This is a genomic window from Paracoccus broussonetiae (genome assembly GCF_031854425.1).
Lineage (GTDB): Bacteria > Pseudomonadota > Alphaproteobacteria > Rhodobacterales > Rhodobacteraceae > Paracoccus > Paracoccus broussonetiae.
The window spans coordinates 235,650-248,172 of the sequence record NZ_JAVRQI010000004.1 but is presented as its reverse complement, the minus strand read 5'-3'; the positions used below and the strand labels follow the sequence as shown (position 1 = coordinate 248,172).

The 12,523-nt window shown below is 63.6% G+C and carries 11 protein-coding genes and 2 tRNA genes; 8 read left to right on the top strand and 5 right to left on the bottom strand.

Translation table 11 applies throughout. The features are described 5' to 3' along the window. Nucleotides 1-19: 19 nt before the first annotated feature. Nucleotides 20-718: a hypothetical protein gene (locus RM190_RS06980; protein ID WP_311758688.1), complete on the top strand. Its 699-nt coding sequence runs from the start codon at nt 20-22 to the stop codon at nt 716-718. 96 nt (nt 719-814) lie between these two features. On the opposite strand, the gene RM190_RS06975 is transcribed toward RM190_RS06980, so the two are convergent. Beyond that, nucleotides 815-890 (bottom strand) — tRNA-Ala (locus RM190_RS06975). Between the two features lie 375 nt (nt 891-1,265). Between RM190_RS06975 and tig the strand changes: the two genes are divergently transcribed. Then, nucleotides 1,266-2,600, top strand: coding sequence for a trigger factor (gene tig, locus RM190_RS06970; protein WP_311758687.1), 1,335 nt, complete (start codon nt 1,266-1,268; stop codon nt 2,598-2,600). 175 nt (nt 2,601-2,775) lie between these two features. Here tig and RM190_RS06965 read toward each other — a convergent pair whose 3' ends face one another. From RM190_RS06965 to RM190_RS06955, 3 genes are all read right to left on the bottom strand, one after another. Next, a complete protein-coding gene (locus RM190_RS06965; protein ID WP_311758686.1) occupies nt 2,776-3,348 on the bottom strand; it encodes an outer membrane protein in 573 nt (190 codons plus the stop codon). Nucleotides 3,349-3,541: 193 nt separating this feature from the next. After that, nucleotides 3,542-3,626 (bottom strand) — tRNA-Leu (locus RM190_RS06960). 86 nt (nt 3,627-3,712) lie between these two features. After that, nucleotides 3,713-5,215 (bottom strand): NAD(P)H-hydrate dehydratase, encoded by a 1,503-nt coding sequence (locus tag RM190_RS06955; protein ID WP_311758685.1) that lies wholly within the window; start codon nt 5,213-5,215, stop codon nt 3,713-3,715. A gap of 171 nt (nt 5,216-5,386) precedes the next feature. On the opposite strand from RM190_RS06955, the gene RM190_RS06950 reads away from it, so the two are divergent. Together RM190_RS06950 and glnA are read left to right on the top strand one after the other, a co-directional pair. Next, entirely contained in the window at nt 5,387-5,725 is a 339-nt protein-coding gene (locus RM190_RS06950; protein ID WP_311758684.1) for a P-II family nitrogen regulator, read from the top strand. A gap of 83 nt (nt 5,726-5,808) precedes the next feature. Beyond that, nucleotides 5,809-7,215, top strand: coding sequence for a type I glutamate--ammonia ligase (glnA, locus tag RM190_RS06945; RefSeq protein WP_311758683.1), 1,407 nt, complete (start codon nt 5,809-5,811; stop codon nt 7,213-7,215). 98 nt (nt 7,216-7,313) lie between these two features. On the opposite strand, the gene RM190_RS06940 is transcribed toward glnA, so the two are convergent. Then, complete coding sequence (locus RM190_RS06940) at nt 7,314-8,375, bottom strand: alkene reductase (protein ID WP_311758682.1); 1,062 nt, start codon at nt 8,373-8,375, stop codon at nt 7,314-7,316. Between the two features lie 282 nt (nt 8,376-8,657). Between RM190_RS06940 and purB the strand changes: the two genes are divergently transcribed. The 4 genes from purB to gap all read left to right on the top strand — a co-directional run bounded on the left by purB (nt 8,658) and on the right by gap (nt 12,456). Next, the gene (gene purB, locus RM190_RS06935) at nt 8,658-9,974 is read left to right on the top strand and encodes an adenylosuccinate lyase (RefSeq protein WP_311758681.1); all 1,317 of its coding nucleotides are present in this window, start codon (nt 8,658-8,660) and stop codon (nt 9,972-9,974) included. 56 nt (nt 9,975-10,030) lie between these two features. Further along, on the top strand, nt 10,031-11,062 hold the full coding sequence (locus RM190_RS06930; RefSeq protein ID WP_311758680.1) for a FliG C-terminal domain-containing protein: 1,032 nt from the start codon (nt 10,031-10,033) through the stop codon (nt 11,060-11,062). 95 nt (nt 11,063-11,157) lie between these two features. After that, nucleotides 11,158-11,301 (top strand): hypothetical protein, encoded by a 144-nt coding sequence (locus RM190_RS06925; protein WP_311758679.1) that lies wholly within the window; start codon nt 11,158-11,160, stop codon nt 11,299-11,301. A gap of 153 nt (nt 11,302-11,454) precedes the next feature. Next, complete coding sequence (gap, locus tag RM190_RS06920; protein WP_311758678.1) at nt 11,455-12,456, top strand: type I glyceraldehyde-3-phosphate dehydrogenase; 1,002 nt, start codon at nt 11,455-11,457, stop codon at nt 12,454-12,456. Nucleotides 12,457-12,523 lie beyond the last annotated feature (67 nt).

Genomic DNA, 12,523 nt, shown 5'->3' with positions numbered 1-12,523 from the left:
TTCGCACAAGGATCCGAAGATGAGCCAAGAGCCGCCCTTTGACGAACTGGACACCCCCCGCACCGAAGCGGACGTGACCAGCCAGACACGCTTTGGCCCGCGCCCGGTTCCCGAGGGTCACCACCACCCTTCGGAGCGCCCCGAGCCCCGGCGCATCCCCCCGCATGGAGATGTCTCACCCGACGGGTTGCGCGCCTATCCCCGGCCGTCGCGCTTGGCGAAATGGGTGGTCTGGGGGGGCACGGGGATCGCAGCGGCCGCTCTGACTGCCGGCACCGTGATCGCCGCGCGCCACCTGACCGACCTGATCTCGGGCAAGGGCGATGACCGCCCGCGCCCGCCGCGTCCCACGCGCCACCGGCGCGACCTCCAGCCGCCTGCGCCGCGCTTTGCCGCGCCCCCTGCGCAGGAGCCGCAGGCCCCCCGGCCCCGCCCTGCGCAGCCCCAGCCCGCACGGCGGAACCTGATGGAGGAAATCGAAGCGAATACCGCCACGCTGACCAGCAGCGTCGACAATGTGGTCAAAAGCGTGACCGCCGCCGTCGCGGGTTTCCACGGCGTCGCTTCACAAGCCAGCGCGATCATGCGTGAGTTCGGGGATGCCGCCGATCTGGTGCGCGACATTCTGGACCGGCGCGAACCTGAAGGCGACGCCACACGCGAAGCCAATGCCGAAACCGGCCCTGCCGATCACGACCCGCGCACCCACAGGCTTTAGCGCCATACCCAAACGCCGCAAGGCCGCTCAAGGCGGCCGCGGCGCGTCGACGCTTTCTGTCAAGCGTCCGTCAATTCACTGAATTGGAAAGATATTTGGTGGAGCCAAGGGGAGTCGAACCCCTGACCTCTTGAATGCCATTCAAGCGCTCTACCAACTGAGCTATGGCCCCACCGGAGGTCCAGATGACGTTTCCGCCGTCTGCGTGGGGCGTCGTATATGGGGGGTGCCGGATAGGCGCAAGCGGAAAAAACATCTTTCGCGAAAGTTTTTTCCAACACCTTGAATTTAATCACTAAACATCGAGAACCTCACCTGTCCCACAGCACTCCAGGTGCGGCTGGCTTGGCAGCCGTGGCACAATGCGGCGCGGGGGACGTCGCGGATGGCCCGACAAGCCCTCTCAAAACCGCCTTGGTTCTTGCTATGGGACGCAAAATCCCCTAGCTAGCGCGCTGAAACACGGCGGGGGCGCGGCCTTTTGGGCCACTGCGCCACAAGGGCTATGATTGCCTCTCCCGCGCTCAGGTTGGATGAAGGAAGTCAAATGCAGGTCAAGGAAACCCAGAACGAAGGGCTGAAGCGCGGCTATCAATTCACCCTGCCCGCATCGGATCTTGCGGCACAGGTCGAAGCGAAGCTGAAAGAGGCCCAGCCCGAGGTCGAAATGAAGGGCTTCCGCAAGGGCAAGGTGCCGATGGCGCTGCTGAAAAAGCAGTTCGGCCAGCGCGTCATGGGCGACGCCATGCAGGAAGCGATCGACACCGCGCTGCGCGGCCATCTGGAGACCTCGGGCGACCGCCCGGCGCTGCAGCCGAAGGTCGAGATGGTCAACGGTGAAAGCTGGAAGGAAGGCGACGACGTGGTCGTCACCGTTTCCTATGAAGCCCTGCCCGCGATCCCGGAAGCCGATCTTTCGGGCGTCGAGCTTGAGCGTCTGGTTGTCGAAGCCGGTGACGAGCAAGTGACCGAAGCGCTGGAGAACCTTGCCAAGAATGCGCAGTCCTTCGAGGACCGCAAGAAAGGCACCAAGGCCAAGGACGGCGACCAGGTCGTGATCGACTTCAAGGGCATGGTCGACGGCGAAGCCTTCGAAGGCGGCACTGCCGAGGATTATCCGCTGGTGCTGGGCTCGAACAGCTTCATCCCCGGCTTCGAAGCGCAGCTTGTCGGCGCCAAGGCCGGTGAAGAAGTCAAGGTCGAGGTCAAGTTCCCCGAGGATTACGGCCACCCGACCCTGGCTGGCAAAGACGCGATCTTCGAAACCACCGTCAAGGCCGTCAAGGCTCCCAAGGCGGCCGAGCTTGACGACGAGCTGGCGAAGAAATTCGGTGCCGAAGACCTGGAAGCCCTGAAGGGTCAGATCCGCGAGCGTCTTGAGTCGGAATACAAGGGTGCGTCGCGCCAGATCCTCAAGCGCGCGCTGCTGGACAAGCTGGACGCACTGGTCAAGTTCGAGCTGCCGGAATCGCTGGTCGAAGCCGAAGCACAGCAGATCGCACACCAGCTGTGGCACGAAGAGCATCCGGAAGAGCACGGCCATAACCATGGCGAGATCGAGCTGACGGACGAGCACAAGGCTCTGGCCGAGCGCCGTGTCCGTCTGGGCCTGCTGCTGGCCGAAATCGGTCAGAAAGCCGAGATCACCGTCTCGGATCAGGAAATGACCCAGGCCGTGCTGCGCCAGGCCCGCCAATATCCGGGCCAGGAGCGTGCTTTCCTGGAATTCATCCAGCAGAACCAGCAGGCCCAGCAGCAGCTGCGCGCCCCGATCTTCGAAGACAAGGTCGTCGACCACATCGTCGAAGGCGCCAAGGTTGCAGACAAATCCGTGACCAAGGAAGAGCTGGAAAAAGCCATCGAGGCGCTGGATCAGTTCTGATCCGGCACCCGCCGCGACCGGCATCAGGGCCGCCCTTCGGGGCGGCCTTTTTCTTTGCAGTGGACGGGCGTTGAGGTGGCAACCGCCCCTTCCCTGCCGCCTTCCCAATCGGGCATCAGCGCATAAAAAAACGCCCCCTCGGAAGGGGGCGTTTTCGACTGAACCAGAGGTTCTATCAGAAGCGGTAGGACGCGCGGATCTGGAACAGATCCGTGTCGAGGTCCGCGTTGTCGACATCAGCAACGTCTTTGAAGTCGTTGCGGGTGTATTCCGCACCCACGGTGAACTTGTCGTTGATCATGTAGTCAGCGCCGAGGCCGTAGGTGATCCCGGTTTCCGACAGATCACCGGCTTCCAGCTGAGCGACGCCCAGCGTGGCGTAGGGCAGGAACTTGCCCATGTCGTAGCCAGCGCGGCCACGCAGACGCCACAGATCGCCGTCCTCGTCGGTTTCGTCGAGGCTGATGCGGTTGTAGTCCAGTTCGCCACCGAGAACGAAGTTCCCGAAGTCGTGCATGTAGCCACCATGAAGGCCGTAGCCGTCCATGTCGCTGTCGCCGGCATAGTTGCTGTCGGCGCTACCTTGGCCGTACTGAACACCGGCGTACCAGCCGGTCCAGTCAACACCCGGAGCGACAGGCTCGACCGGTGCAACAACCGGCGTCTCGACGACCGGTGCAACATAGCCGCCCGCGGACGCCGCGGTCGCAGTCAGACCGGCGAGGATCGCGTAACATGCCAATTTCATGTTGTATCTCCTGTAGTAAAGGAGACACCGGCTATCAACTATGGGATTGAGACAAAAGCCAATTAATTGTGATGGAAAGTTGTATGAATAGTGTGGAACTACAACCGCACGCAGATTTCCATCGCATGCATATACGACAAATACCCGGCCCCTGCTGGGGTCGGGCAGCGATCACGAAACGACTGATTTCAGATGGTGCGGGTGGAGGGACTTGAACCCCCACGCCTTGCGGCGCCAGAACCTAAATCTGGTGCGTCTGCCAATTTCGCCACACCCGCATCCGTCCCACCGCGCCGCTTCGGCGCGCAGGGCTCGGGTCTATTAGCAAAGCAGTCTGGCAGAGGCGAGAGGGAAAATGCAGTCCCTATGCCCCAAGGTCGCGCAGTACTGCGGGCAGGGTTTCGGGCAGATCCTCGGCGATCAGGCCGGGTCCGAAACGGCGCGCGGCCTCGGCGTGAAGCCAGGCTCCGGTCCGGGCGGCGTCGGGCACGGGAAAGCCCCGTGCCATCAGCCCCGCGACCAGACCGGCCAGCACATCCCCCGATCCTGCGGTCGCCAGCCAGGGCGCGGCTTCATCACCCGTCGCCGCCGCGATCGCCGCCTGCCCATCCGGCGCGGCGATGATCGTATCCGGCCCCTTCAGCAGCACCGTCGCGCCCGTCCGCGCCGCAGCTTGCCGCGCCGCATCCAGGCGTGAATAGGCCGGGCCGCGAGCCGGGGCATCCTGCAGTCGCCGCGCAAGATCGGGAAACAGCCGCGCAAACTCTCCATCATGCGGCGTCAGCAACACCCGGTCGTGTAGCTGGCCGAACAGGCGCTCGGGCGCCTCGGTAAAAGCGGTGAGCACGTCGGCATCAAGTACGGTGGCCCGCTTTGCCGCCAGTGCGGTGGGAACAAGCCGGGCGGCACGGTCAAGCCCCAGCCCCGGGCCAAGGCAAAGCGCGGTGATGCGCGGATCACGCAGGCGGCGGGCAAGGTCTTCCTCTTCCGCCAGGGGTTCAAGCATGATCGCGTCAAGCCGGGCCGCGTACTCGGGCACAGCCTCGGCCGGGACGGCCAGGCTGACCAGCCCCGCCCCGATCCGCAGCGCGGCACGCGCGGCAAGGCGCGCGGCCCCGCCCCGTCCCGGACCGCCGCCAAGGATCAGGGCGTGGCCGTGGCTGTATTTATGCCCCGCGCGCTTGGCCAGCCTTGGGTCCGGCCCCGCGGAAAGGATGGCCTGCCCCGCGGCGTCGCGCCAGGGCTCCAGCCCGATGTCGCAGCAGGTTACGCTGCCGCCAAGTTCACCCCCCTCGGCCAGCACATGGCCCAGTTTGCGCCGGTGAAAGGTCACGGTCAGTTCCGCCGCGGGCAAGACGCGATCGCCCAGGACCCGGCCGCTGTCCGCACAGATGCCGCTGAGGATATCGACCGCCACGATCGGGCAGCCCGAGGCTGCGATGCCCCGCAAAAGGCCGGCCAGCTCAGCATCCAGTGGGCGCGAGATTCCTGTCCCGAACAGCGCATCGATGCACAGCCCGATCCGCTGTTCGGGCATGGCCGAAACTGCCCCGATCTCGGACACGTCGCCACGCCACAACTGGGCAGCGCCCTGTGCCTCGGACGTGGTGGGCGGCGCCAGTGCTGCGACCCGGACCGACCAACCACGCCCCGCCAGGTGCCGCGCAATGACATAGCCGTCGCCGCCATTATTGCCCGGACCGCACAGGATCAGCGCCACCTGCCCCGAGGCCGCGAATCCCGGCCAGCGTACTGCCAGAACCTGCGCCGCGGCAGCACCCGCACGCTCCATCAGGCTGCCGCCCGTCTCGACGCCGGACGCAATCGCGGCCATTTCGACCGCGCGCATCTGGCGAGTCGTCAGCATCGGCGATGTCGCGCCCATGATCGTTGCATACCTCTTAGGCTTGCTGCACAATAAAAGCGCAGTTCATTCTGATTAAGCGTTTCCATGCCGCTTTCCCCATCATGCCGCATGGACGATCTGCATCAAACCCGCCAATCAGGTCGCAGGCAAGTCGCGAGGAAGGATCAGGCGATGAAGAAAGTCGAAGCCATCATCAAGCCCTTCAAACTGGATGATGTGAAAGAAGCGCTTCAGGAAGTGGGCGTCCAGGGTCTCTCGGTCACCGAAGTCAAGGGCTTCGGCCGTCAGAAAGGCCATACCGAACTTTATCGTGGTGCCGAATACGTCGTCGACTTCCTGCCCAAGGTGAAGATCGAGATGGTGCTGCCCGACGATCTGGTCGAAGTCGCGGTGGACGCGATCATCTCGGCCGCTCGCACCGAAAAGATCGGCGACGGCAAGATCTTCATCATCCCTGTCGAGCAGGCGATCCGCATCCGCACGGGTGAAACCGGCGACGACGCCGTCTGACCTGCCTGACCGGCCCAGCGGCCTTACCAAGTTTTTCCAACCGGCCGCGGCGGCCGGTCCGACTGAATGGAGGAAGGAATCCAATGCAAGTCAAAGACGTTCTGGATCTGATGAAGGACGAGGAGGTCGAATATGTCGACATCCGCTTCACCGATCCCAAGGGCAAGCTGCAGCACGTGACGCTGGTTGCGGACCTGGTTGACGAGGACTTCTTCGAAGAAGGCTTCATGTTCGACGGTTCTTCGATCGCCGGCTGGAAATCCATCGACCAGTCCGACATGAAACTGTTCCCGGACCCCTCCTCGGTCTATATCGACCCGTTCTATGCCGAAAAGACGCTTTGCGTGCATTGCAACGTGGCCGAGCCCGACACCGGCGAAGCCTATTCCCGCGACCCACGCGGCACTGCCGTCAAGGCCGAGGCCTATCTGAAATCCTCGGGGGTCGGCGATACGGCCTATTTCGGGCCGGAAGCCGAATTCTTCCTGTTCGACGACGTGAAATACCAGATCAGCCCCCAAAAGGTCTCGTTCGAGATCGACTCGGTCGACGCTGCCTGGAACACCGACACCCATTATGAGGACGGCAACCTTGGCCACCGCGCGCCTCACAAGGGCGGCTATTTCCCGGTGAACCCGATCGACGCGGCCCAGGATCTGCGCGGCGAGATGCTCAGCACGATGAAGCGCATGGGCATCAAGGTCGACAAGCACCACCACGAGGTCGCCTCGGGCCAGCACGAGCTTGGCATGATCTTCGGCGGGTTGGTCCAGCAGGCCGACAACATCCAGAAGTACAAATACGTCATCCACAACGTCGCTGCCGCCTATGGCAAGTCCGCGACCTTCATGCCGAAGCCGATGAAGGGCGACAACGGCTCGGGGATGCACGTCAACATGTCGATCTGGAAGGACGGCAAGCCGCTGTTCGCCGGCGACAAATATGCCGACCTGTCGCAGGAAGCGCTGTATTTCATCGGCGGCATCCTGAAGCATGCGAAGGCGCTGAATGCGCTGACCAACCCGTCGACCAACAGCTACAAGCGCCTGATCCCCGGCTTCGAAGCCCCGGTCCTTCGCGCCTATTCGGCCCGCAACCGCTCGGGCTGCGTCCGTATTCCGTGGACGGAATCGCCGAAAGCCAAACGCGTCGAGGCCCGTTTCCCCGATCCGGCCGCGAACCCCTATCTCGCCTTTGCCGCGCTGCTGATGGCCGGCCTTGACGGGATCAAGAACAAGATCGATCCGGGCCCGGCTTCGGACAAGGATCTGTATGATCTGCCGCCGGAAGAACTGGCCGAGATCCCGACCGTCTGCGGTTCGCTGCGCGAAGCGCTGGAAGAGCTTGAGAAGGACATGGACTTCCTGCTGGCCGGTGACGTGTTCACCCGCGACCAGCTTGAGGCCTATATCAAGCTGAAGTGGGAAGAAGTGTACGCCTACGAGCATACCCCCCACCCGATCGAATACGCGATGTATTACAGCTGCTGATCGGCAAGGTTCGACAGGGAGAATTGGGAAAGGGCGCCGAACGGCGCCCTTTTTCGTTGCCATTGCGGTCGGGCGCCCTGAACCGGGCGCCAACCTGATCAGGCCAGTTCTTCGGCCAGCGGATAGTCGGTATAGCCCTTGGCTCCGCCTCCGTAGAAGGTCGCAAAGTCGATCTCGTTCAGCGCAAGCCGTTCGCGGAAGCGGTGCGGCAGGTCGGGCGTCGCGATGAAGTCCTTGCCAAAGGCCACCGCATCGGCGCGGCCCGCCTCGACCAGCTTCTCGGCGGATTCTTGGGTCAGCCCCTCGTTCGCGATGACGACGCCGCCGAAAGCCGCCTTGATGTCGGGCAGAAGGCTGTCTTCGGCCAAGTGCTCGCGCACGCCCAGGAAGGCGATCTTGCGCTGGCCCAACTGGCGCGCGACATGGGTGAACAGGGCTTTCGGATCGCTGTCGCTCATGTCATGGCTGTCGCCGCGCGGGGCCAGGTGAACGCCCACACGGTCCGCGCCCCAGACGCCGATCACGGCATCGGCGATCTCTTCCAGCAGGCGGGTGCGGTTCTCGATCGAGCCGCCATACTGGTCGGTGCGGTGATTGGTGCCATCCTGCAGGAACTGGTCGATCAGATAGCCGTTCGCGGCATGGATCTGCACGCCGTCAAAACCCGCGCGCTTCGCGTTCTCGGCACCCAGGCGATAGGCTTCGACAATCGCCGGGATCTCGTCCGTTTCCAGCGCACGGGGTGTGACATAGGGACGCTTCGGCCGCACCAGGCTGACGGTGCCCTCGGGCTGGATCGCGCTGGGGGCAACCGGGGTTTCGCCATCCAGGAACTCCGGATCCGAGATGCGCCCGACATGCCAAAGCTGCAGGAAGATCACGCCGCCCTTGTCATGCACGGCTTTGATGGTCTGTTTCCAGCCTTCGACCTGTTCGTCGCTCCAGATGCCGGGGGTATCCGCATAGCCAACCCCCATCGGGGTAACGCTGGTCGCCTCGGACAGGATCATGCCGGCTTGCGCACGCTGCCCATAATACTTGGCCATCAGGGCATTCGGGACGCGGTTGTCGACAGCGCGGCTGCGCGTCAGCGGTGCCATGACGATACGGTTCTTCAGCGTCAGCGCGCCCAGCTTCAGGGGGTCGAAAAGCGTCGGCATCATGTGCCCTCTTGCTAATTGCATGTCGTTTCTAGTTGTGCGCGCCCCCGACCTGCCGCAATCGCACCAGATGCAATCCAGTATCCCGCCCGGCGCATGGCTGAATGCGCGACAGCAAGGATGCGGTAAGCCGGTGCCGAAGCCCCGGTCTTTCGCTGCCTTTCCAGTTGTTTGCCGCCAAATTCTCGACCTTGCGATCTCCATGATCGCCCGCCCCTGTCGCGGCGCTGTTGCGGGCAAGGGGGCAAGCCGCTAGAACCCCCGCAAATACAGGAGAATCCGATGATCCCGCGCTATTCCCGCCCCGAAATGGTCTCCATCTGGTCGCCCGAAACCAAGTTCCGCATCTGGTACGAGATCGAGGCACATGCCTGCGACGCCCAGGCGGATCTGGGCGTGATCCCGCGCGAAAACGCCGAAGCGGTCTGGAAAGCGAAGGATGTCGAATTCGACGTCGCCCGCATCGACGAGATCGAAGCCGTCACCAAGCATGATGTCATCGCCTTCCTGACCCATCTGGCCGAACATATCGGCAGCGACGAGGCCCGCTTCGTCCATCAGGGCATGACCTCGTCCGATGTGCTGGACACCACTCTGAATGTCCAGCTGGTCCGCGCCGCGGACATCCTGCTGGCCGACATGGACCGCGTTCTGGCCGCGCTGAAAAAACGCGCGTTCGAGCACAAGGATACCGTTCGCATCGGCCGCAGCCACGGCATCCATGCGGAACCCACGACGATGGGCCTGACCTTCGCCCGCTTCTATGCCGAGATGGACCGCGGCCGCGCACGTCTTGTCGCCGCGCGCGAGGAAATTGCGACCGGCGCGATCTCGGGCGCTGTCGGCACCTTCGCCAATATCGACCCGCGCGTCGAAGAGCACGTCTGCGCGAAACTGGGTCTGAAGCCCGAGCCGATCAGCACGCAGGTCATTCCCCGCGACCGGCACGCGATGTTCTTTGCCACGCTGGGCGTCATCGCCTCGTCGATGGAAAACGTGGCGATCGAGATCCGTCACATGCAGCGCACCGAAGTGCTTGAGGCCGAGGAGTTCTTCAGCCCCGGCCAGAAGGGCAGCTCGGCCATGCCGCACAAGCGCAACCCGGTGCTGACCGAAAACCTGACCGGTCTTGCCCGTCTGGTCCGCATGGCCGTAGTTCCCGCGATGGAAAACGTCGCGCTGTGGCACGAGCGGGACATCAGCCATTCCTCGGTCGAGCGCGCCATTGGCCCGGATGCGACGATCACGCTGGATTTCGCGCTGAACCGTCTGGCCGGCGTCATTGAAAAGCTGGTCATCTATCCCGAGAACATGTTGAAGAACATGAACAAGTTCAAAGGCCTGGTCATGTCGCAGCGGGTTCTTCTGGCGCTGACGCAAGCCGGTGTCAGCCGCGAAGATGCTTACCGCCTGGTCCAGCGCAACGCGATGAAGGTCTGGGAACAGGGCGCCGACTTCAAGACCGAGCTGCTGGGTGATGCCGAAGTAACGGCCGCGCTGTCACCTGCCGAAATCGAAGAGAAGTTCGATCTTGGCTATCACACCAAGCATGTCGACACGATCTTCGCTCGTGTCTTCGGCGAAAACGGCGCGCATTAACCGCCCGTTCGGCATTTGATGCAAGACTGCCCCCGAACGGAAAACGGGGGCAGTCCATGACGGCAAATCCGGCGCTGAGCGCAAGGCAGAAGGCGGCGATCATCGTGCGCCTTGCTCTGGCCGAAGGCGATGACCTGGACCTGTCCGGCCTGCCTGCCGCGGCCCAGACCGACCTGGCGCAGGAAATGGCCCTGATGGGTCTGGTGGACCGCGAGACCCGCAATGCGGTGGTTGCCGAATTCTGCGACCGGCTTGAGGCGATCGGGCTTAGCTTTCCCGGCGATATCGACGGCACGCTGAATCTGTTGGACGGCCATCTGTCGGCCGAGACCAGCGACCGGCTGCGCCGACTGGCGGCCCTGAACGGCACCGGCGATCCCTGGGACCGGATCGCGATGCTCTCTCCCGTTCTTCTCGCCGAACTTGCCCGGACCGAGGCGGTCGAAATCGCCGCCGTAATGTTCTCCAAACTGCCGGTGCCGCGCGCGGCCGAGGTCTTTGGCCTGATCGAGCCCGACCGCTCGCGCCAGATTGCCTATGCGATGTCCCTGACCGGGACCATCGAATCCCCGGCGCTGAACCGGATCGGGCTGGCGCTGATCCGCGCGGCCGATGCCATCCCCCGTCCCGCGATCGAGGGCAAGGCCGCCGAAAAGATCGGCGCGATCCTGAACGTGTCCTCAGCCCAGACCCGCGACGACGTCCTGTCCCGGCTTGAGAACGAAGAGCCGGAATTCGCGGGCGAAGTGCGAAAGACCATCTTCACCTGGCTCAATATCCCCAACCGCGTGGACAGTCGCGACCTGCCCCGCATCATCCGCGAGATGGATCCCGCCGTGCTGGTCAGGGCCTTTGCCGGTGCGAAGGCAGAGTATCGGGCGACCATGGACTTCTTCCTGCGCGGTCTGTCGACACGGCTTGCGGAATCCATGCGCGACGAGGTCGAGGTTCTTGGCAATGTCGCCGCGCGCGACGCGGAAGAGGCGATGGACGCGGTGGTGGCCACGATCCGCAGGATGGAGGCGGCGGGCGATCTTTTCCTGATCGCCCCATTGGCCAGCGAAGATCAGGACGGCGAACTTTCCTGAGCTGCGCGCGCCTTGGCCCGCCCCTTGCCCAGCCCCGCCGACTGGCCTAGCTCTATCCCCCGACGGCCCGCGCGGGCCCGGTGACGGAGACCCCGATGACCAACGCCATCGCCCTTGGACTGGGGCTCGTGATTCTCGCAGTCTTCCTTGGGGATGCGATCTTCCTTCAGGGAAACCTGCCGCTTTTCCTTGGCAAGGAGTTCGCGGCGCTGATCGAGTATCTCAGCTTCTGGCGCTAACGGCACGGCCTTGGCGGATTGCCGCGCGAACTCAAGGCGCTAACATGGAAATTTCGGGGAGTTTTCGTCCCCGATCGCGCCCCAGCCATTTGCATTTCCAGATAAATGCGGGCTATCTGCCAGCCGAACATCATCAGCGGCGGAGGAAAGCCCATGGCTGTTAAGGTGGCAATCAACGGCTTCGGCCGGATCGGCCGGAACGTGCTGCGCGCAATCATCGAATCGGGACGCACCGATATCGAGGTCGTGGCGATCAACGATCTTGGCCCGGTCGAGACGAACGCGCACCTGCTGCGCTACGATTCGGTGCATGGCCGCTTCCCGGCCAAGGTCACCGTGTCGGGCGACTCGATCGATGTCGGCCGTGGGCCGATCAAGGTCACCGCGGTCCGCAATCCTGCCGATCTGCCCTGGGGCGACATCGACGTCATCATGGAATGCACCGGCATCTTCACGTCCAAGGAAAAGGTGCAGCCGCACCTGTCCACCGGCGCGAAGCGCGTGCTGATCTCGGCCCCCGGCGACAATGCGGACAAGACCATCGTCTTCGGCGTGAACGACAACACGCTGACCAAGGATGACTTGGTCGTGTCGAACGCCAGCTGCACCACCAACTGCCTGTCGCCCGTCGCCAAGGTGCTGAACGACTCGATCGGCATCGCACGCGGCTTCATGACGACCATCCACAGCTATACCGGCGACCAGCCGACGCTGGACACGATGCACAAGGATCTGTACCGCGCCCGCGCCGCCGCGCTGTCGATGATCCCGACCTCGACCGGTGCAGCCAAAGCCGTGGGCCTGGTGCTGCCCGAGCTGAAAGGCCGCCTGGACGGCGTGTCGATCCGCGTGCCGACGCCGAACGTGTCGGTCGTCGACCTGGTCTTCGAAGCCGCCCGCGAAACCTCGGTCGCCGAGATCAATGACGCGATCCGCGCCGCAGCGGATGGCCAGTTGAAGGGCATCCTGGGCTATACCGATGAGCCGCTGGTTTCGTCGGACTTCAACCACGACCCGCACAGCTCGGTCTTCCACATGGACCAGACCAAGGTAATGGAAGGCAAGCTTTGCCGTATCCTGACCTGGTACGACAACGAATGGGGCTTCTCGAACCGCATGTCGGATACCGCTGTCGCGATGGGCAAGCTGATCTGATCCGGTCCGCAGGATTGCAATGAAAAACGAACGCGCCCCGATATGGGGCGCGTTTCGCATTCAGGGG